At 63.1% G+C, this 19,234-nt stretch carries 19 protein-coding genes and 1 pseudogene; 12 read left to right on the forward strand and 8 right to left on the reverse strand.

What is annotated here, in order from left to right:
• Positions 1 to 56 precede the first annotated feature (56 nt).
• From AC1D3C_RS26460 to AC1D3C_RS26470, 3 genes are read left to right on the forward strand one after another with little or no spacing between them, the layout of a single operon-like run.
• A complete protein-coding gene (locus tag AC1D3C_RS26460; RefSeq protein ID WP_477484967.1) occupies positions 57 to 878 on the forward strand; it encodes an ABC transporter permease in 822 nt (273 codons plus the stop codon).
• Positions 875 to 1,714 (forward strand): ABC transporter permease, encoded by an 840-nt coding sequence (locus tag AC1D3C_RS26465; protein WP_477484968.1) that lies wholly within the window; start codon positions 875 to 877, stop codon positions 1,712 to 1,714. The genes AC1D3C_RS26460 and AC1D3C_RS26465 overlap by 4 nt, the downstream gene beginning before the upstream one ends.
• Before the next feature lie 7 nt (positions 1,715 to 1,721).
• Entirely contained in the window at positions 1,722 to 2,735 is a 1,014-nt protein-coding gene (locus AC1D3C_RS26470) for a LacI family DNA-binding transcriptional regulator (RefSeq protein ID WP_477484969.1), read from the forward strand.
• Here the strand turns inward: AC1D3C_RS26470 and AC1D3C_RS26475 are convergent.
• Genes AC1D3C_RS26475 through AC1D3C_RS26485 form a run of 3 tightly spaced genes read right to left on the reverse strand, consistent with a single transcriptional unit; the run spans position 2,732 to position 4,895 of the window.
• Positions 2,732 to 3,607, reverse strand: a complete 876-nt coding sequence (locus AC1D3C_RS26475; RefSeq protein WP_038547636.1) for an amidohydrolase family protein — start codon at positions 3,605 to 3,607, stop codon at positions 2,732 to 2,734. The two genes, AC1D3C_RS26470 and AC1D3C_RS26475, sit on opposite strands and share 4 nt — an antisense overlap.
• Before the next feature lie 25 nt (positions 3,608 to 3,632).
• Complete coding sequence (locus tag AC1D3C_RS26480; RefSeq protein WP_046637929.1) at positions 3,633 to 4,088, reverse strand: MarR family winged helix-turn-helix transcriptional regulator; 456 nt, start codon at positions 4,086 to 4,088, stop codon at positions 3,633 to 3,635.
• Positions 4,089 to 4,100: 12 nt separating this feature from the next.
• Entirely contained in the window at positions 4,101 to 4,895 is a 795-nt protein-coding gene (locus AC1D3C_RS26485; RefSeq protein WP_038547642.1) for a crotonase/enoyl-CoA hydratase family protein, read from the reverse strand.
• A 133-nt stretch (positions 4,896 to 5,028) separates the two neighbouring features.
• On the opposite strand from AC1D3C_RS26485, the gene AC1D3C_RS26490 reads away from it, so the two are divergent.
• The 9 genes from AC1D3C_RS26490 (at position 5,029) to AC1D3C_RS26530 (ending at position 15,443) form a co-directional block, all read left to right on the forward strand.
• Positions 5,029 to 6,885, forward strand: a complete 1,857-nt coding sequence (locus AC1D3C_RS26490) for a feruloyl-CoA synthase (RefSeq protein WP_477484970.1) — start codon at positions 5,029 to 5,031, stop codon at positions 6,883 to 6,885.
• Complete coding sequence (locus tag AC1D3C_RS26495; protein WP_477484971.1) at positions 6,882 to 7,643, forward strand: SDR family NAD(P)-dependent oxidoreductase; 762 nt, start codon at positions 6,882 to 6,884, stop codon at positions 7,641 to 7,643. The genes AC1D3C_RS26490 and AC1D3C_RS26495 overlap by 4 nt, the downstream gene beginning before the upstream one ends.
• A gap of 6 nt (positions 7,644 to 7,649) precedes the next feature.
• On the forward strand, positions 7,650 to 9,257 hold the full coding sequence (locus AC1D3C_RS26500) for an acyl-CoA dehydrogenase family protein (protein ID WP_477484972.1): 1,608 nt from the start codon (positions 7,650 to 7,652) through the stop codon (positions 9,255 to 9,257).
• A gap of 83 nt (positions 9,258 to 9,340) precedes the next feature.
• The gene (locus tag AC1D3C_RS26505) at positions 9,341 to 10,249 is read left to right on the forward strand and encodes a LysR family transcriptional regulator (RefSeq protein ID WP_477484973.1); all 909 of its coding nucleotides are present in this window, start codon (positions 9,341 to 9,343) and stop codon (positions 10,247 to 10,249) included.
• Between the two features lie 181 nt (positions 10,250 to 10,430).
• A complete protein-coding gene (locus AC1D3C_RS26510; RefSeq protein WP_477484974.1) occupies positions 10,431 to 11,768 on the forward strand; it encodes an FAD-dependent oxidoreductase in 1,338 nt (445 codons plus the stop codon).
• Positions 11,769 to 11,778: 10 nt separating this feature from the next.
• Positions 11,779 to 13,050, forward strand: a complete 1,272-nt coding sequence (locus AC1D3C_RS26515) for an aconitase X (protein ID WP_477484975.1) — start codon at positions 11,779 to 11,781, stop codon at positions 13,048 to 13,050.
• Positions 13,050 to 13,490, forward strand: coding sequence for an aconitase X swivel domain-containing protein (locus tag AC1D3C_RS26520; protein WP_038591887.1), 441 nt, complete (start codon positions 13,050 to 13,052; stop codon positions 13,488 to 13,490). Before AC1D3C_RS26515 ends, AC1D3C_RS26520 begins: the two co-directional genes overlap by 1 nt.
• A gap of 91 nt (positions 13,491 to 13,581) precedes the next feature.
• Complete coding sequence (locus tag AC1D3C_RS26525) at positions 13,582 to 14,322, forward strand: SDR family oxidoreductase (RefSeq protein WP_477484976.1); 741 nt, start codon at positions 13,582 to 13,584, stop codon at positions 14,320 to 14,322.
• A 74-nt stretch (positions 14,323 to 14,396) separates the two neighbouring features.
• On the forward strand, positions 14,397 to 15,443 hold the full coding sequence (locus AC1D3C_RS26530) for an NAD(P)-dependent alcohol dehydrogenase (RefSeq protein ID WP_477484977.1): 1,047 nt from the start codon (positions 14,397 to 14,399) through the stop codon (positions 15,441 to 15,443).
• Here the strand turns inward: AC1D3C_RS26530 and AC1D3C_RS26535 are convergent, their stop codons facing one another.
• From AC1D3C_RS26535 to AC1D3C_RS26555, 5 genes and pseudogenes are all read right to left on the reverse strand, one after another.
• Positions 15,444 to 16,148, reverse strand: a complete 705-nt coding sequence (locus AC1D3C_RS26535) for a ParA family protein (protein WP_038547666.1) — start codon at positions 16,146 to 16,148, stop codon at positions 15,444 to 15,446.
• A gap of 115 nt (positions 16,149 to 16,263) precedes the next feature.
• On the reverse strand, positions 16,264 to 17,346 hold the full coding sequence (locus tag AC1D3C_RS26540; protein WP_038547669.1) for a protein-glutamate methylesterase/protein-glutamine glutaminase: 1,083 nt from the start codon (positions 17,344 to 17,346) through the stop codon (positions 16,264 to 16,266).
• Between the two features lie 3 nt (positions 17,347 to 17,349).
• Entirely contained in the window at positions 17,350 to 18,213 is an 864-nt protein-coding gene (locus tag AC1D3C_RS26545) for a CheR family methyltransferase (RefSeq protein ID WP_477484978.1), read from the reverse strand.
• A gap of 38 nt (positions 18,214 to 18,251) precedes the next feature.
• Positions 18,252 to 18,743: a chemotaxis protein CheW gene (locus tag AC1D3C_RS26550; protein WP_038547675.1), complete on the reverse strand. Its 492-nt coding sequence runs from the start codon at positions 18,741 to 18,743 to the stop codon at positions 18,252 to 18,254.
• A pseudogene (locus AC1D3C_RS26555) lies at positions 18,743 to 19,234 on the reverse strand (methyl-accepting chemotaxis protein); the annotation flags it as partial. The gene AC1D3C_RS26550 and the pseudogene AC1D3C_RS26555, both read right to left, overlap by 1 nt.

The raw sequence follows: 19,234 nt of genomic DNA on the forward strand, positions 1-19,234 counted from the left end.
CCTTCTCCCCAAGGGGAGAAGAAAAGATCATCCCGCCCGCCCATCGAGCCTGAACCATGCCAAAACGCCTTCTCGGTCTCCTCCTCGTGCTGCCGGCACTCGCGGTGATCGCCTTTCTCTTCATCCTGCCGCTGATCATGTCGGCGGTCGGCGCCTTTCAGGTGGAGGGGGCATTCGGCTGGGGTAATTTCACCAAGACCTTCGACCTCTATACCAAGGACATCATTTTCACAGTCGTGATCGTCAGCCTGTCGACGGTGCTGATCGGCATCGCCTCGATCGCGATCGGCGGGTATCTGACGCTCGGCGAACATCAGGTCGCGGTGGCGATCCTGCGCTGGCTCTATCGCTGGCCGATGTTCATTCCCTTCATCGTCGTCGGCCAGATTCTACGCACGTTCCTGTCCAAGAACGGCATGATGAACAACACTTTCATCAACCTTGGACTTCTGACGCCGCTCGACGCCATGAGTTTCCTCGACTGGCGCGGCATCGTCATCGCCTTCGTCTGGAAACAGACGCCGTTCGTGGCGCTGCTCCTCGCCGGCGCCATGGCCTCCATCAACCGCGATACGATCGAGGCGGCCCGCAATCTCGGCGCCTCGCGGCTGCGCCTGCTCTTGGAGATCGTCGTGCCGCAGGTAGCGATGACGTTGACGGTCGGCCTCATCCTCTCCTTCGTCACCATGATGTCGGTTCTCTCGGTGCCGCTGATGATCAACGCCCAGTCGCCGACCATGCTGACCGCCGATATCGCCTTCCGGGTCAATTCCTACGGGGATTACGGCGTCGCCAATGCACTTGGCCTGATCTCGCTCGTGCTCGCCGCCTCCGTCGCGTGGATCTACCTGCGCGCCAGCCTCAAGGAGCGCGCATGACAGCCGCCCATAATCCCGCCGCCCGCAATCGTCTCGCCGCCCTCTGGTGGGTGCCGCGCAGCATCATCTTCGGGCTGATGGCCTTCTTCATCTTCGGGCCGCTCTTCAACCTGGTGATCTGGACGGTGGCTGAGAAGTGGTATTTCCCCCACAGCCTACCGCTGGAATACGGCTTCAGTTCCTGGGCGCGGGTGTTTGCACCGCGCGGCGGGGCGATGGAATCGCTCACCAATTCGCTGATGGTGGCGCTGCTCACCGTCGTCGTCTCGCTCTTGCTGGCGATCCCTGCCGGCTACGCGCTGGCCCGGTTGAAATTGCCGTTCCGCGGCCTCATCCTGCTCGCCTTCCTCATTCCGCAGGCCTTTCCGAACCTAACGGTCTACGTCAACGTCGCCCGCATCTTCTACGAGATCAGGCTCAACGGCACGATTCCCGGCGTCGTGCTGGTGCATGTCTCGCACGGCCTCGTTTATGCGGTGTGGATCGCGACGGCCGCCTTTTCGGCGATCGACGCGGAGCTCGAACAGGCGGCGCGCAATATCGGCGCCGGAGCCTTCCGGGCTTTCCTCGACGTGACCCTGCCGCTCGCAGCACCCGGCCTGATGGCGAGCGCCATCTTCGTGTTCCTGGAATCGCTTGACGAGTTCACCGGCAGCTATTTCGTCGGCGCGCCCGACGTGAACATGCTGCCGCTATTGCTCTATACGACCGCCGCCGGCGGAAATTATCAGATAGCATCGATCACGGCCCTCTTGCTGCTCGTTCCCTCTCTGGTGTTCATGTTGATCGTCGAGCGATTCCTGAAGGCGGACGTCCTTTCGCGCGTGGGGCATTGAGGAAAGCATGAAGGACGAAAAACGGATGCGCTTCGTCAGCGCCGAACAGGTGGCGCAACTTGCCGGCGTCTCCCGCTCGGCGGTCTCCCGCACGTTTACGCCCGGCGCCAGCGTTGCGCCGGCGACGCGCGAAAAGGTGCTGCGGGCGGCGGAAGAGCTCGGCTATCATGTCAACGACCTCGCCCGCGGCGTGCTTGCCAACCAGAGCCGGCTTGTCGGCATCGTCGCCACCAAACCTGAACTCGGCTTTCGCGCCCACCTGACCGCGGCTTTGGCCAAGGCGCTGATCCAGCGCGGCAGCATCCCGATCCTCATCAATACCGGACAGGCGGAAGAGGAATTGCTGGCCGCCCAGAAAATGCTGATCGGCCACCGCGCCGAGGCGACGATCATCCTTTCCGGCTCGCCGCCCGCGAGCTTTTTCGAACTCGCCCAGCGCAACGGCCAGCCGCTGGTGGTGATCGGCCGTTCGGAACCGGATGCCGATCATGTCCGCGCCGGCAATTCCGAGGCTTCCCGCAAGGCCGCCAATGCCTTTTTCGATACCGGCCGTCGGCGCCTCGCCGTTGTCGGTTCGCAATCGGGGACGCCGAGCATCGTCGAACGCGAAAATGCCTTCACGTCGGCGGCGCTGGCGCTCGGCGCCGAGATCCGGTCCGCCGGCGGGCCGGATTCCGACTATGACAGCGGCATTGCCGCCGCCCGCGAGCTGTTCGCCGGTGGCGAATGCCCGGATGCGGTGTTCTGCGCCAACGACCAGATCGCCTTCGGCCTTATGGATTTCATCCGCATCGAGAAGAAGTTGCGCATCCCGGAGGATGTCGCGGTGATCGGCTTCGACGACGTGCCGGAAGCGGCGTGGTTGAGCTATGGCCTCACCACCTTCCGCCAGGACCCCATCACCATGGCGCTTCGGGCCGTCGAGCTTCTGGAACGGCGCCTCGAAAACCCGGACGCTTCGCCGGGTTACGAGCGGGTCATCCCCGAACTGGTCATGCGGAAAAGTTTCGTCCCGGTTTAAAGCTTCAGCAGCTTGCGGGCGTTTTCCTTGAGGATCAGCGGCCGCACCTCGTCCTTGATCGAGATTGCGGCAAAATCCGCCATCCAGCGGTCCGGGGTGATCGCCGGCCAGTCCGAGCCGAACAGCATTTTGTGCTTCAGGATCGAGTTGGCGTATTGCACCAGGATGGCCGGAAAGTATTTCGGCGACCAGCCGGACATGTCGATATAGACGTTCGGCTTGTGGGTCGCGACCGAAAGCGCCTCTTCCTGCCAGGGGAAGGAGGGGTGCGCGAGAATAATCGGCATGTCGGGAAAATCCGCCGCCACGTCGTCCAGATAGATCGGGTTGGAATATTTGAGCCGCATGTTCATGCCGCCGCGCATGCCGGCGCCGACGCCGGTCTGGCCTGTATGGAACAGCGTGATCGCACCCTCTTCGGCAATCGCCTCGTAGAGCGGATAGGCCATCCGATCGTTCGGATAGAAGGCCTGCATGGTCGGGTGGAACTTGAAACCCTTGACGCCGAATTCCCGCACCAGCCGGCGCGCCTCGCGGGCGCCCATCTTACCCTTGGCGGGGTCGATCGACGCGAACGGGATCATGATGTCGCTGTTTTCGGCGGCGATCATCGCCACTTCTTCGTTGTTGTAACGCCGGAAACCGGTCTCGCGCTCGGCATCGACCGGAAAGATCACGCAGCCGATCTTGCGTTCGCGATAATAGACGGCGGTCTCGTTCACCGTCGGTAGCATGCCCTTGTGGCCGGCCGGGTTCTTGAAATATTTGGCCATGCCGGCCTGGAATTGGTCGTAGCCGTCGTCGCGCGGGCCGCAGCAGGGCTCTTCCGCATGGGTGTGGACGTCGATGGCGATCAGCTCGTCGATGTTCAAGGTTCGTTCCTCCCGATCCTTAAATTCAGCCCAAGCCTACGAATTTCCGCAGCAGGGCCGTCAGTTGTTGGCGCTCGTCACCGGTAAGGTTGGCGCCGACCGACTCTTCGTAGGTGAAGAACCATTGGCTCGCCTGCTTCACCCTGGTCACCGCTTCCGGGGTCAGCGTGATCTCCACGGCGCGGCGATCGCCATCCGGCACCTTCCGCGAAACGAGGTTCTGGTCCTCCAGCGCCCGGATCAGCTTGGTCATATGAGCCCGCTTGATCATTAGCCGTTGGCCGAGCACGCTTTGGCGGATACCGGGATTGTGGAGAATGACCCAAAGTACGGAGAATTCCCCCGGCTTCAGATTATGTTCGCCGACCTCTTCGAAAAACCGCTCGTAGATCTTGAGCTGCGCCAGCCGCATCAGGAAACCGAGCGCCGAATTGAGCCGGTCGAGTTCGACCTCGTCAGCGGTGCGGATCGGCATGTCCATGGGCGTTTCCCCTTATGCCGAGCCCGGCGCCTTCAGCCGCGCGGCGCGTTTTTCCAGGAAGGCGCGCAGACGCTCTTCGGCCTCCGGGCTGGTGGCGGTGAAGGAGGCGATGAAGGATTCGACGAAAAGCCCGTCTTCCTTGGCCATGTCCTGGATCCGCGGCAATGCGTTGAGCACCGCATAGTTGGAAATTTCGGCGTTGCTGGCGGCTGCTTCCGCAAGCTCGTGCGCCTTCTGCCGGGCCATGCCCTTTTCGACGACGTATTGCGCCAGGTTCCAGCGCTCCGCCTCTTCCGCCGAAGCGACGCGGCCGGTCAGCATCATATCGGTCATGCGGGCGACGCCCATCAGCCGTGCGGCCCGCACCGAGCCGCCGCCGCCGACGAAGATGCCACGCTGGCCTTCCGGCAGGGCGAAAAAGGCGGACTTGTCCGCAACCCGGATATGCGTGGCGGACGCCAGTTCGAGGCCACCGCCGACCACCGCCCCATGCAGGGCTGAAATCCACGGGATCGTGCCATGTTCGATGCCGGCAAACACCGCATGCCAGCGGCGCGAACCGCGCACGCCTTCGATCGGCGTCTTTTTGACGTGTTCGGCAAGGTCGAGCCCGGCGCAGAAGTGATCGCCATGACCGAACAGCACGACGGCTTTCGCCTCGCTTTCGGCGCGTGCCACGGTCTCGGCGATCGTTTCGACGAAACGGTCGCTGATCGCATTGCGCTTTTCCGGACGATTGAGACCTATATGGGCAACATTGCCCTTGAGCTCATAGGTCACGAAGCTGGTTGCCGTATGATCGGCCATTTTATGCATTCTCCTCCAGCAACGGACGCTCCCCAGCCCGTCATCAGTTTTTGATCGTTTACAGGGAGATTGTTTCTTTGTAAACAAATTTTGGGAGCCCGATAGGGAGCACTGACGTCTGGGAGGAGAAGTCATGAGCGAAAAACCTGTGCGTGACGTGAAGCTGTGGTCGCCTGTGGTCGGCTGGGAAGAGCGGCCGAATGGCGAGTTCGTGGTCTGGCGTGAGGATCCGCTCGGCCCTTATCCCGACAAGCTCAACGAGCGGCTGGTCCACTGGGCGAAAACCGTGCCCGATCGCACCTGGATGGCCGATCGTGAAGGGACGGCCGAGTGGCGCAGGGTGAGTTTTGCCGAGGCGCTGGATCACGTGCGGCGCATCGGTCAGTTCCTGCTGGACATGAAGCTCTCGGCCGAAAACCCGCTCGTCATCCTTTCGGAAAATTCGATCGAACATGCGCTGATGGCGCTCGGCGCCCAGCATGTAGGCATCCCGTCGGCAGCGATTGCGCCCGCCTACGCGACCATCTCCTCGGACTTTTCAAAGCTGCACGACATCGCCAGGCAGATCACCCCCGGCCTGATCTTCGCCGACGACGCGGCTGCTTTCCGCAACGCGGTCGATACGGCTTTCGGAGCGGATATTCCGTTTGCCGGGATGCGTAACCTGCCCGAGGGCCGGTCCTGCACTTATCTCCTCGACGACATCCTCAAGACCGAGCCGACAGTGGCCGTGGACAAGGCTTTTGACGCAGTCGGGCCTGATACGGTCGCGAAATTCCTGTTCACCTCGGGCACCACCGGTTCGCCCAAGGCGGTCATCCAGACGCAGCGCATGCTTTGCTCCAACCAGGAGATGGTGACCGACTGCTATTCCTATTTCCGCGACGAGCCGCCGGTCCTGGTCGACTGGGCGCCCTGGAACCACACCGCCAGCGGCAACAAGGTGTTCAACATCGCCATCTATAGCGGCGGCACCTATTACATCGACCGCGGCAAGCCGAGCCCGGCGCTGATGGCCCAGACGATCGCCAACCTGAAGGAAATCTCGCCAACCTGGTATTTCAACGTTCCCGCCGGCTACGAGATGCTGATCCAGGCGATGCGCGAGGACGAGGGGCTTCGCAAGACCTTCTTCAAGGACCTGAAGCTCTTGATGTATGCCGGCGCCGGCATGGCGCAGCATACCTGGGATGCGCTGATCGAGCTTTCCGAAATGACGATCGGCGAACAGGTGCCGCTCGGCACCGGCATCGGTTCCACCGAGACCGCGCCGTTCGCGATTTTCTGCACCGAGCCGCAGGAAAAGCCCGGCAATATCGGCGTCCCCGGCCAGGGGGTCACCATGAAACTGGTGCCGATCGACGACAAATACGAACTGCGCCTCAAGGGTCCGAACGTCACCCCCGGCTACTGGCGCAACGAGAAGCTGACCAAAGAGGCCTTCGACGAGGAAGGTTTTTACCGGATCGGCGATGCGGTAAAATTCGCCGTGCCCGGCGATCCGCGCCAGGGGTTCTATTTCGACGGCCGCACGGCCGAAAACTTCAAGCTGCAGACCGGCACCTGGGTGGCGGTCGGCGTGTTGCGGGCACAGCTCGTCAATCAGTTTGGCGGGCTGATCCGCGATGCAGTCATCACCGGCGAGAACCGGGCCGAGCTCGGCGCGCTGGCGGTGCCCTTCATGCCGGCACTGCGCAAACTGATCGGCGGCGACGCTGCCCTTCCCGACGAGGCGGTCGTTGCCCATCCGAAGGTAAGGGCGGCGATCATCGAGCGGCTGAAGGAACATCAGCGCCAGTCCAGCGGTTCGGCGACGCGCGTCATGCGCATGATGCTGATGACCCAGCCGTTGCGTTTCGAAAAGGGCGAGGTGACCGACAAGGGCTCGATCAATCAGYGCGCCGTGCTCGCCCACCGCGGCGATCTCGTCGAGGAATTGTACGCGGATGCGCCGGGCGTCATCCGGGTCGGCAAGGAGCTTGCGGCATGAGGATCGAAGGAACAAGCGCCGTCGTCACCGGCGGCGGATCAGGGCTCGGCGAGGCGACGGCACGGTTGCTCGCGAAACTCGGGGCCGTGGTGCATGTCTTCGACCGCAACCAGGCTGCAGCCGAAAAGGTCGCGACCGAGATCGGCGGCGTGGCGCTTTCGGGCGACGTGACCAGCGAGGACGATGCGGCCAGGGCGCTCGACGTTGCGGCGAAGGCCGGTGACGGCTTGCGCATCCTCGTCAACTGCGCCGGCATCGGCACGGCGGGGCGCATCGTCGGCAAAAATGGCCCGATGCCGCTTGCCGATTTCGAGCGGGTCATCCGCGTCAACCTGATCGGTACGTTCAACATGATGCGGCTTGCCGCCGAGCGCATGTCGGGCCTGCCCGAGCGCGACGACAAGGCGCGCGGCGTGATCGTCAACACGGCGTCGGTCGCCGCTTTCGAGGGACAGATCGGTCAGGCGGCCTATGCGGCCTCCAAGGGCGGCATCGTTTCGCTGGCGCTGCCGGCGGCGCGCGAATTCTCCCGTTTCGGCGTGCGGGTCAACACTGTAGCACCCGGCATCTTCCTGACGCCGCTGCTCTACGAATTGCCACAGGAAGCCCAGGACAGCCTTGCCAGCGCGATCCCCTATCCGTCCCGGCTAGGCGATCCCGGCGAGTTTGCCGACGCGGTGCGGTTCGTGATCGAGAACCAGTATGTCAACGGCGAAGTGATCCGGCTCGACGGCGCACTGCGCATGCAGCCGCGGTGACCGGCGATGTCGTTTGCGGATCAGGCCGACCGAACGCTGGACATCCTGGCCCTGACGCCGGGCTGGCACCGGCTCAAGGAACTCCGTGAAGATTGCGACGACGAGACGGTTGCCGCGATTATCGGGGAGGCGGCGAGTTTCGCCGAGGGCGTGCTGGCGCCGCTGAATGCGGTGGGCGACCGGATCGGTGCGAGGATGGTCGACGGCCGGGTGAGGACGCCGGATGGCTTTTCCGACGCCTTCCGGCAATATGCCGAGGCCGGCTGGCTGGGCATGGACGTGGCCGAGAAATTCGGCGGCCAGGCCGTTCCCCTGACCTTGCATGCCGCCTGCGCGCCGCTGTTCGAGCGCGGCTGCGTGGCGCTGATGATGGCGGCCGGTTCGACCCGTGCGGCGGCCCATCTTCTGGCGGAAGCCGCCGACGAAGCGACCGCAAACGAATGGGTGCCAAAACTTAGCACCGGCGAATGGGCGGCGACGATCTGCATTTCCGAACCGGACGCGGGTTCCGACGTCGGCCGGCTGCGCACGAAGGCCGAACTCAGCGATGGCCAATGGCGGATCACCGGCCAGAAGATCTGGATCTCCTTCGGCGACCACGACATGGCGGACCGTATCGGTCATTGCCTGCTCGCCCGTACCAACGACCAGCCCGGCACGCGCGGCATCAGCCTCTTTCTCGTGCCGAACCTCATCGACGGCCAGCCGAACGGCGTTTCGGTCGATCGGATCGAGGAGAAGATGGGCCTGCACGGCTCTCCCACCTGCGCCATGCGCTTCGACCATGCCCGGGGCATCATACTCGGCCGCGAAGGTCGCGGCCTGCCGCAGCTTTTCACCATGATCGAGCTGATGCGGCTGCTCACCGGCTGCCAGGGGCTGGGCATCGCGTCCGCCGCAGCCGACATTGCCGAAAACTATGCGAAGGAGCGCCGCCAGGGTGGACGGCCGGACCAGCCGCCGGTGCCGATATCGAGCCATCCCGATGTGCAGCGCCAGCTGCATGAGATCCGCAGCTCCACGGAAATCCTGCGCGCCGCCATTCTCGAACTTGCCACGACCATGGATATCGCCCGGCTGGAGCCCGAATCCGGCTTGGAGGATTTTACCGGCTGGATGTTGCCGCTGATCAAGAACTTTGGCGCTGCGGCGGGGTTCGAGACGGCGAATGCGGCGATCCAGGTGCTCGGCGGCGTCGGCTACACCTGGGATTGGCCGCTCGAACAATATCTTCGCGATGCCCGCATCATGACCATTTATGAGGGCACGACGGGCATGCAGGCGCTGGATTTCCTGACCCGCCGCCTCTGGCGGGACGAGGGGCGGGGGCTCGCGCTTTTCCTCGAGAAGGCACGCGACGAAATTGACGCCTACATCGCCGAACATCCGACGGAATCGGAACAGGCTCTCGCGGCCCTCGATGGGTTCGAGCGCTTGAGCGCGCGCATGATGGCGCTTCAGAGCGATCCGGATGCCGCCCTCTACCGCGCCGACAGCTATATGCGGGCCGCCTGGTCGGCGGTGTCCATATGGATGGCATTGCGCATCTCGGAAACCGGTGCGGTCGGGAAACTCGCGGCGGAGTTCGATTTCCATAGCGCACGTTGCGGCTGATATGGAACGCGGCCGGAGTTGCGGAACCCCGGAAAATATGCGCGTGATACCGGCTCGGATTTTTTCTCGAAACGAGAAAGACAGTGAACATACTTCTCGATATCGGCGCATTCCTGGCAACCGCCCGCGCCGGCAGTTTTTCCGCCGCCGGCCGTGACTTGGGCGTCGCGACCTCGGTCATCACCAAGCGAGTGAAGCGGCTCGAAGACCATCTGAACACCCAGCTTTTCGTGCGCACCACAAGACGGCTGGCCCTGACGCTCGACGGCGAGCGGCTGAGACCCCGTCTGCAGCTCCTGGTGGGCGAGATCGAGGAGACGCTGGCGACGCCGAATACCCACGAACTGGGACTGACCGGTTCGCTGCGCATCAAGGCGCCGACGACGCTGACCTCGATGTTCTTCGGCGATATCTGCGCCGCGTTCCAGGCCGCCAATCCGCGGGTGAAGATGGAGATCGTGCTGATCGACCGTTCGGTCAATCCGCTGGAGGAAGGCTTCGACGTGGCGATCGGCGCCCTGCCGCAATCCTACGCCTATGTGATCGATCATCCGCTTTGTCCCTATCCGCGTGTCCTCTGCGCATCGCGGGACTATCTCGCCAGCCGCAAGCGGCCGAAGACGCCCACCGAACTCGTCGGCCACGAATGCATCACCTTCCACACGATCGGCACGACCTGGACCTTCCAGATGGAGACGAGCACGATCAACGTGGAGATCACCTCGAATTTCACGGCCAATGACAGCCGGGTCCTGCTTGCCGCTGCCCGTCAGGGGCTGGGACTGGCGATCCTGCCGAGGTTCCTCGCTCGATCGGATCTCGATAGCGGCGCGCTCGAAGAGGTGATGCCGGAATTTCCGGTCGAGCCGCTTTGGGTCAAGGCGTCGGTGCCCAGAATCAAGATGAACAAGGTCGTGGTGTCGGAGTTCATATCCTACGTGCAGAAGCGGTTTTCGGAAGGGGTGCCGGATCAGGTCATTCCGATGTTCTGAGAAGAAATCCGGACCTGCCTCAAGCTCGCCGTTTCGCTGACGCCAAAACCGCTGAAATCCGGCGGGACCTTTCTCGAAACAAGAAAGCTGATCGCATCACTTGCCGGGTTCAAGGCGAGGCGGCTTGGGTTACGATCATCTCCAAAGCGCCAGGAGGGCGCAGGCTGTACGGGAGGGTTCGATGGCGGAGACGCTGAGCAGGGAAACGCGGATTGTCCGGCGCGAGAAGTCGGCGCCGTTCCGCAAGCTCAAGGCGGATATCTGCGTCGTTGGCGCGGGGATCGCCGGCATTTCCGCAGCACTCGAAGCCGCGAGACTGGGCCGCAAGGTAGTCATCGTCGATGGCCAGGCGGCGCTCGGCGGACAAGCGGTCAATTCGATCATCGCCACGTTCTGCGGCCTGTTTTCGAACGGCACGCATGGCTACCAGTTTACCTATGGGGTCGCCGACAGGCTGCTCGCCCATCTTGAAAGCCAGGACCGGTCGATCTATTACCGCCACGGGCCGAACACCACGGTCGTCTATTACGACGAAGTGGTCCTCGGCCGCTGGATGGAGAGTAGCATTCTGGACGCCGGCATCGAGGTCGTGCTCGGTGCGCAGATCCTCGACGCGCATGTCGAAGGCCGGCGCGTCGTCCAGACCGATTTCATGACCCGTTATGGCGGCGTCTCGATCGAGGCCACCGGTTGGGTGGAGGCGAGCGGCGACGCGGCGCTCGTCTGGCAGGCCGGTTTTGCCTGCCGCCAGCCGGAAAAGGGCGGCGTCTTCGGCACCCAGATGGTGGTGCTGGAAAACATCGACGAAGCCAGGCAACCGACCCGCTACGAGATCGGCGACCGGATGAAGGAAAAGGCCGCAAACTACGGCCTGCTGCGCCGCGAAGGCCTCGGCTTCACCATTCCCGGCCGCGGCATTGCCGCCATGAACATGACCCATGTGGAAACCCCGCTCGATCCGGTCGAGGCTTCCAGGAAGGCGCTGGAAGGCAAGGACCAGGCGGCCCGCGCAGTGGAGTTCCTGAAGGCGGAATTCCCGGAATGTTTCGGCAATGCCCGCATCCGCTCCTTCGGCCTGCCGGGCATCCGCCAGACCCGCTGGATCGCCGGCAGCCATCACCTGACCGTCGACGAGATCAAGGCCGGCACCAAATTCGATGACGCGGTTGCCCGCACCGCTTGGCCGATCGAACTGCATGACCATGGCGACGGCCATCACTGGATCACCTTCGACGAGGAGCACGCGCATTACATCCCGCTCGGCAGCCTGACGCCGGGCGAGTGCGACAATATCGCTGCCGCCGGGCGCTGTGTCGATGCGGATTCGGCTGCCCTTTCGAGCATCCGCGTCATGGGACCCTGCATCGCCATGGGCATGGCGGCGGCCAACGCGCTCGACCTTGCCGGAACCGGCAGCGTACACCAGATCGATCGCGATGCATTGCGCGAGCGGGTTTCCGACAACGTCGAAAAGAAGCATTATCGGTGGACCGACGCGAAAATGCGCGCCGCATCGTGAGGAGGATGCGATGAACCTGACGGATCACGAAAAGGCCATGTATGACGGCGAGCACGGCCGCGCCAAGGCGCGCGCCATGGACCTGCTGGTTCGTTACGGCGAAGCGCTAGGTGCCGAACGGCTGGTCGAGACCAACAATGTCGCCGGCGCCTTCAACGCCTCGACCCCCTCGGTGCAGGCGATTGCCGAAAAGGGCATGGAGCACGTCTATTCCGAGCTCAACCTCGATAGCGACGAAGTCGTCGAGGTGCCGCATATGGTGGCGCATACCTGTCAGTTGATCACCGGCATCGACAACGACAATTGGGAACTGCAGGGCGTCGACAAGGCGCTGGTGGACATGCAGCGCGCCAATGAGAAGTATCTGGGGCGGCGCGGCGTCAACATGTTCGCCACCTGCACGCCCTATCAGGTGGGCAACGTGCCGGTGAAGGGCGAACACTGCGCCTGGATGGAATCGTCCGCCGTCATCTACTGCAACTCGGTTCTCGGCGCCCGCACCAATGTCGAGGGCAAGGAAAGTACCGGGGCTGCAGCGCTCACCGGCCGCATTCCCTATTGGGGTTTCCACATCACCGAAAACCGTCGCGGCACCCATCTGGTCGAGCTCGATATCGAGGTCGACGACATGATGGATTGGGGCCTGCTCGGTTATTACATCGGCGAAGTGATCGGCGAGGAAATCCCGGTCCTGAAGCGCACCGGCCGCCAACCCGACCTCATCAAGCTCAAGCATTTCGGCGCAGCCGCCGCGTCGTCCGGTGGGGTCGAGATGTACCATATTCCGGGCATCACGCCGGAAGCGGATTCGATCGAGGAAGCCTTTGGCGGCCGCAAGGTCAAGGGCACGTTCCGCTACGGTGCCAAGGAACGCCGCGAGACCTATGAGAAGCTGCAGAGCTCGACCGAAAAAAAGGTGGATTTCATCATGCTCGGCTGTCCGCACAATTCCATCGACCAGATGGCGCTGATCGCCCACATGCTGGAGAATAAGAAGATCCATTCGGACGTGCAGCTCTGGGTGCACACACCGCGTGCGATCAAGCAGGTCGCCGAGCGCAACGGCTATATCGACGTTATCCGCGAAGCCGGCGGGGTCGTCATGAGCGATACCTGTCCCGCCATTTCCCGCCGATTGCCGGCGGGGACCAAGGTCATCGCCACCGATTCGGCCAAGCAGGCGCACTACCTGCCGGCGATCACCGGCGTGCAGGGCTGGTTCGGCTCGGTCAGCGATTGCGTCGATGCCGCCTTGACGGGCGAGTGGAACGGGAGGGTCTGATGGATATCTCGACGGAAACCAAACCGGAAATCATCGAACTCAACGGCCGCAAGGTGGTGGCCGGCCGCGCCGAAGGCGAGGCGCTTGTTACAACCGAGACGATCTCTGGCTGGGGCGGCATCAACGAGCGCACCGGCACGGTCATCGAGCGCCGGCATGAAATGCGCGGCGTCTCCTTCGCCGGCAAGATTCTGGTTTTCCCCGGTGCCAAGGGCTCGTCCGGTTGGTCGGCCTATTTCCATATGACCCGATTGAACGGCGTGCAGCCAGCGGCGATGATCTTTACGCGGATGACCACCAAAATCGCCCTCGGCGCCGTCGTCACCCGCGTTCCGGCGATCACCGAGCTCGACCAGGACCCGCTTTCGGTGATCGAGACCGGCGACTGGGTAGTGGTCGATGCCGATGCCGGCACGGTGACCGTAACCAAGAAATCCTGAAAGCGATGTTCGCTCTCGCAGGCCTGCCCACTCGACGGCCATACCCATCGCCGACTATAAGATGCGGCGAAACGGACAAGGAGGAGTGGACATGTCGAAAGTAGCGATCGTAACCGGCGCCGGCTCGGGCGTTGGCAGGGCCGTCGCCATCGGGCTTCTGAACGCAGGTTATAGGACCGTGCTTGCCGGCCGGCGCGAGAGCGAGTTGCGGGGTACGGCGGAACTGGCTGGCGGTGAGTCGCTGGTGGTGCCGACCGACGTCACCGATCCGGCAGCCGTCGACGCCTTGTTTGCGGCGACGCAAGAAGCCTATGGTCGTCTCGATCTTCTGTTCAACAATGCCGGCCGCGGCACGCCGGCCGTTCCGATCGACGAATTGCCGCTGGAAACCTGGCGGGCCGTCATCGACCTCAACCTCAATGGCGCCTTCTATTGCGCCCGGGCGGCCTTTGGGATGATGCGGCGGCAAAACCCCGGCGGCGGGCGGATCATCAATAACGGTTCGATCTCGGCGCATGTGCCGCGTCCTTTCCAGGCCGCCTACACCGCCACCAAACACGCCATTACCGGCCTGACGCGTCAGATCGCGCTCGATGGGCGGCCGCTGAACATCGTCTGCGGCCAGGTGGATATCGGCAATGCCGACACGCCGATGACGGTGCGGATGAAGGAAGGGGCGCTGCAGGCCGATCTGACGACTGCCGTGGAGCCGGTCATGGACCCGAAACACGTGGCCGATGCGGTGCTCTATATGGACGGATTGCCTTTGGAGGCCAATGTCCTGTTCATGACGGTGATGGCAAACGGCATGCCCTACGCCGGCCGCGGCTGAGATCGGCCGCCGGCCGCCTTGATCTTGCCCGGAAGCTCGACCAGCGTCAGAAAATAATCGGAAGGAAACATTCCATGCAGCAGGCACTGGTGCTCGAGAAAAAAGGCGTCCTCTCGTTGAGGGAAATCGATCTTCCGATCGAGGTCGGGCCGGGCGACGTGAAGATCGCCATCGATACGGTCGGCGTCTGCGGCAGCGACGTTCATTATTACACCCACGGCGCGATCGGGCCCTTTGTTCTGCGCGAGCCGATGGTGCTCGGCCATGAGGCGGCCGGCATCGTCGTCGAGGTCGGCAGCGAGGTGAAAACCTTGAAGGTTGGTGACCGCGTCTGCATGGAGCCCGGCGTGCCGAACCTTTCGTCCCGCGCTTCCAAGCTCGGTCTCTACAACGTCGATCCAGATGTCCGTTTCTGGGCGACGCCGCCGATCCACGGGGTGCTGACGCCGGAAGTCATCCACCCGGCAGCCTTCACCTACAAGCTGCCGGACAATGTCTCCTTTGCCGAAGGCGCCATGGTGGAGCCGTTTGCGATCGGCATGCAGGCCGCCAGCCGCGCCCGCATCCAACCCGGCGATGTCGGTGCGGTGATCGGTGCCGGCCCGATCGGCATCATGGTGGCGCTGGCGGCACTCGCGGGCGGTTGCGCCCGCGTGTTCATTTCGGATCTGAGCCCCGACAAGCTGAAGATCGCCGGCCAGTATCCGGGCATCATCCCCGTCAACATTACCGAACGGCCGTTCGCGGAAGTCATCGCCGAGCAGACCGGCGGCTGGGGCGCGGATGTGGTGTTCGAGGCGAGCGGCAGCCCGAGGGCCTATTCCGGTATGTTGGACCTGGTACGGCCCGGTGGCGCCTTCGTGCTGGTCGGCCTGCCGGTCGAGCCGGTGCCGTTGGACGTATCGAGCGCCATCTCCAAGGAGGTTCGCTTTGAGACCGTGTTCCGTTACGCCAACATCTTCGACCGGGCGCTGGAACTGATCGCCTCGGGCAAGGTGGACCTGAAGCCGCTGATCACCGGCGTCTTCGATTTCAAGGATTCGATCAAGGCCTTCGAGCGAGCCGCCGCCGGACATCCATCGGACGTCAAGCTGCAGATCGTGCTGAACAGCAAGGCCTGATCAGGCGGCGCGGGTAAAGCGCTTCGAAAGCGATGCCGGCTTGTGAAGCGGCACGCGGCGGAGCATTTCGAGCGCGAACAGGCGGGCGTTCTGCCGGGCCTTGTCGAGATTGCTGATGCGGTTTTCGTCCATCGTGTAGAGCGTGCCGCCGAGATCGAAGATGTCGCGGAAAGCGGCGCGTTCGATGATCGGCGTGTCCAGCACTTCGACCTTGCGCTCGGCAAGCAGCATCTTCACCGCCAGCAGAGCACGGGTGGTGACCATCGAGTTGACGCGGGTCAGAACGACCGAGTGCGGCACGTGAAGATTGGCTTTTTCTTCGAGATAGCGCAGCAGTTCGAGCACGTTTGCACCGCCCTGGGCATCCATGGCGCAGCCCTGGATCGGGATCAGCACGTGGTCGGAGAGGCCGATCGCCTTGGCGAGCAGCGGGCTCTGCGCGCCGGGAAGGTCGAGCACGAAATAATCGGTCTTGTGGCGGTTTTCAGAAATATGCCGGTCGATCGAGGCCTGCGTCACGTAGGAAATGACGTTGAGCTTGTCGTTATGCGGCGAGAGCATGTGCCAGCGGGTGATCCAGTATTGCGGATCGGCATCCAGGATCGTAACGCGGTAGCCCTGCTCAACGAGTTCTGTTGCAAGAAGGAGTACAGCGGTGGTTTTGCCTGCTCCGCCCTTGGTGTTGGCAAAGGTAATGACTGGCATCTTGGGTCCCTGTCCGGCTACGAGCGTAAGATTGCTCTCTCACCGCACCCTCATGATGCGTTGCCCCATTCTTGCCAAACATGGTTAACGAGACGTGAAAATCCGTTGCCAGATCTTACCGGCGACGATCGGCGGCGAGAATTTCCCGGGCGATCTGTTCGAGCGACACGACCTTGTCGACGCCGCCATGGGCGATGGCTTCCTTGGGCATGCCGAAGACCACCGACGACGCCTCGTCCTGGGCCACCGTATAGGCTCCCGCCTGATGCATCTCGTTCATGCCGCGGGCGCCGTCGTCGCCCATGCCGGTCATGATCACGCCCATCGCGTTCGCGCCAGCCGAGCGGGCGGCGGACCGGAACAGCACGTCGACGGAAGGGCGATGGCGGCTGACGAGCGGACCCGAGCGGACCGAGACTTCATAACGCGCGCCGCGCCGTTCTAGCAGCATATGTTTGTCGCCGGGGGCGATGAGCACATGGCCGCGCAGTACCGGATCGCCTTCGGCTGCTTCCTTGACCTCGACTTCGCAAAGGCTGTTGAGACGCTTGGCGAAGGCGGCGGTGAACTTTTCCGGCATATGCTGGACGATGACCAAGCCCGGAGAATTGGCCGGCAGGGCTTCGAGAAGCTCGCGCAGAGCTTCGGTTCCGCCAGTCGAGGCGCCGACGCAGACGACCATTTCGGTGGTCTTCGCCATGGCTCCGAGCTTGGGAGGCGGAAGCATCGCATCGGCCGTAAGCTTGGCGGTCGTGCCGCCTTCGGAAATGCGTGACGGACGCAGCCGGCCGACGCGGGCGCGTGCGGCTCCCTTGACCGCGGTGCGGATCCTTTCGCCGGACTCGGCGAGGTGGTCGGCCGCGCCGATCTTCGGTTTCAGGATAACGTCGACGGCGCCCGCTTCAAGCGCCTGCATCAGCGTTTCCGAGCCGCTTTCGGTCAGCGACGAACACATCACCACCGGGATGGGATGCTGCGCCATCAGCTTGCGGAGAAAAGTGATGCCGTCCATCTGCGGCATTTCCACATCGAGCGTGATGACGTCGGGAATTTCCTCGCGCAGCTTGCGCGCCGCCATGAAGGGATCGCTGGCTGCGCCGATGACTTCGATATCCGGATCCGCCGACAGGACGGCCGTCAGGGTCTGGCGGACGCTGGCTGAGTCATCGATGATCAGAACTCGAATTTTGCCGGTCATGGTTCATACCCGCTTGAACACAGTATTTGCCACCTGCCGGATCGGCAGATCGAAGCCGGTCACGGTTTCCGAGTGACCGATGAACAGATAGCCTCCCGGAAGCAGGGCTTCGCAAAGGCGCGACAGCACGTGCTGCTGAGTCGGTTTGTCGAAATAGATCAGCACATTGCGGCAGAAGATCATGTGCATCGGATCGCCGATGGGATAGGCCTCGTCCATCAGGTTCAGCCGGGCGAAACCGACGCGGGAGCGCAGTTTCGGCGAAATTCGCATCTCCTGCCGCCGCTTGTCGGATGGCCGCATGACATATTTGTTCATCATGTCTGCCGGAACGGGTGCCAGGAGATCGCTCTGGTAGATGCCGCGCTGGGCCTTCTGCAGCACGTCGGTCGAAAGATCGGTAGCAAGCACGAAATAGTCGCGTTCCGGCGTCGACGAACTCAGAAATTCAGAAAGCACCATGGCCATCGTATAGGGTTCGGCGCCCGTCGAGCAGGCGGAACTCCAGGTGCGGATGCGCCGTTCGGCATAGGTCTTCAGGATGTCCGGCAGCGCCGTCTGTACCATGTAGTCGAAATGCTTCGGCTCGCGGAAGAAATCGGTCTTGTTGGTGGTCACGGCATCGATGAGGAAGATCGACTCCGCTTCAATGCCGCCGTGCTTGAACAGATAGTCGCAATAACTGTCGAAGGTCGGCATGGCCGTGACCCGCAGGCGCCGGCGAAGCCGCCCCTCCAGCATCGTCATCTTGCTGTGCGGCATCTTGATGCCGCTATAGTCGTAGATGTACTTCGAAAGCAGATCGAAGTTGCGCTTGCTCAGCCGATCATCGAGCGGCTGGCTTCTCATTGCTGCATTCACGCACATGCCCCCGTACAAGAACCTATTCGGTTATGCCAATTCCGTCATGCGACCTGAGACTGCGGCCCCACATCGGCGAGAGCCGATCCGGAATCCGAAAATAGCCGTGCAAGATCGACGACGACGACGAAACCGCTCTCCCGCCGCACCACGCCGGCGATATAATCGGAGCGCCAGCGCACGCCGATATCCGGTGCCGTCTCGATCTGTTCCTTGCGAAACGGCACGACCTCGAAGACCCGGTCTGCGACGAGGCCGAGCACCAGGACGCGATCGGCGACCGGCACGTCGAGCACCAGGATGCGCGTATGTGGCGTCTTAACCGTCCTCGTCATGCCAAGGCGAAGACGAAGGTCGATCACAGGCACGCCCTGTCCGCGCACATCGCGCAGGCCGAGCAGGTATTCCGGGCCGTGTGGGATCTTGAAGGGTTCCTCGTGGTCGAGAATCTCGCGGACCACCTCGACGGGGACCGCAAAAATCTCGTCGCCGAGGCTGAAGGTCACGAATTGGGATTCGGAGGATATGACTGCCATTACGCGCTCTCCCTGAAATCGTCATCGTCCGCATCCGGGCCGCCCATCGACAGGTCGAGGGCAAACCCTTTCACGCGGGCCTGTTGTGCGGTCACCGAGTGGCCGGCCGAATAAGCCTTGGCCGGCGGCTGGGTCTTGGCCTTCGCCGGTGCGGGCTTGGCGGTCGGGGCCGGCTGGTTTCGCTGCTTGGACCCGGCCCGTTCGACCTTGAAGAAGGCGATCGAGGCCTGCAGTTCTTCCGCCTGAGCGGCGAGTTCTTCTGACGGCGCCGACATCTGTTCGGACGCGCCCGCGTTCTGCTGGGTCACCGTGTAGAGCTGCTGGATCGCTTCGTTGCTCTGCGAAGCACCGATGTCCAGTTCACGGCAGGCGGCGGAGATTACCGACACGAGTTCCGCGGTCTTGTGGATGACCGGCACCAGCTTATTGAGCAACTCGCCGGCTTCCGTGGCGACCTGTACCGTCTCGCCCGAAAGCGCGCTGATTTCGGC

The organism is Neorhizobium sp. P1_A6 (assembly GCF_056406795.1).

Bases quoted from the DNA above. Each gene is read 5' to 3' on its own strand.
- AC1D3C_RS26460 (WP_477484967.1), top strand. From the start codon at position 57: ATGCCAAAACGCCTTCTCGGTCTCCTCCTCGTGCTGCCGGCACTCGCG.
- AC1D3C_RS26465 (WP_477484968.1), top strand. From the start codon at position 875: ATGACAGCCGCCCATAATCCCGCCGCCCGCAATCGTCTCGCCGCCCTC.
- AC1D3C_RS26470 (WP_477484969.1), top strand. From the start codon at position 1,722: ATGAAGGACGAAAAACGGATGCGCTTCGTCAGCGCCGAACAGGTGGCG.
- AC1D3C_RS26480 (WP_046637929.1), bottom strand. From the start codon at position 4,088: ATGGACATGCCGATCCGCACCGCTGACGAGGTCGAACTCGACCGGCTC.
- AC1D3C_RS26485 (WP_038547642.1), bottom strand. From the start codon at position 4,895: ATGGCCGATCATACGGCAACCAGCTTCGTGACCTATGAGCTCAAGGGC.
- AC1D3C_RS26495 (WP_477484971.1), top strand. From the start codon at position 6,882: ATGAGGATCGAAGGAACAAGCGCCGTCGTCACCGGCGGCGGATCAGGG.
- AC1D3C_RS26500 (WP_477484972.1), top strand. From the start codon at position 7,650: ATGTCGTTTGCGGATCAGGCCGACCGAACGCTGGACATCCTGGCCCTG.
- AC1D3C_RS26510 (WP_477484974.1), top strand. From the start codon at position 10,431: ATGGCGGAGACGCTGAGCAGGGAAACGCGGATTGTCCGGCGCGAGAAG.
- AC1D3C_RS26515 (WP_477484975.1), top strand. From the start codon at position 11,779: ATGAACCTGACGGATCACGAAAAGGCCATGTATGACGGCGAGCACGGC.
- AC1D3C_RS26520 (WP_038591887.1), top strand. From the start codon at position 13,050: ATGGATATCTCGACGGAAACCAAACCGGAAATCATCGAACTCAACGGC.
- AC1D3C_RS26525 (WP_477484976.1), top strand. From the start codon at position 13,582: ATGTCGAAAGTAGCGATCGTAACCGGCGCCGGCTCGGGCGTTGGCAGG.
- AC1D3C_RS26530 (WP_477484977.1), top strand. From the start codon at position 14,397: ATGCAGCAGGCACTGGTGCTCGAGAAAAAAGGCGTCCTCTCGTTGAGG.
- AC1D3C_RS26535 (WP_038547666.1), bottom strand. From the start codon at position 16,148: ATGCCAGTCATTACCTTTGCCAACACCAAGGGCGGAGCAGGCAAAACC.
- AC1D3C_RS26540 (WP_038547669.1), bottom strand. From the start codon at position 17,346: ATGACCGGCAAAATTCGAGTTCTGATCATCGATGACTCAGCCAGCGTC.
- AC1D3C_RS26545 (WP_477484978.1), bottom strand. From the start codon at position 18,213: ATGTGCGTGAATGCAGCAATGAGAAGCCAGCCGCTCGATGATCGGCTG.
- AC1D3C_RS26550 (WP_038547675.1), bottom strand. From the start codon at position 18,743: ATGGCAGTCATATCCTCCGAATCCCAATTCGTGACCTTCAGCCTCGGC.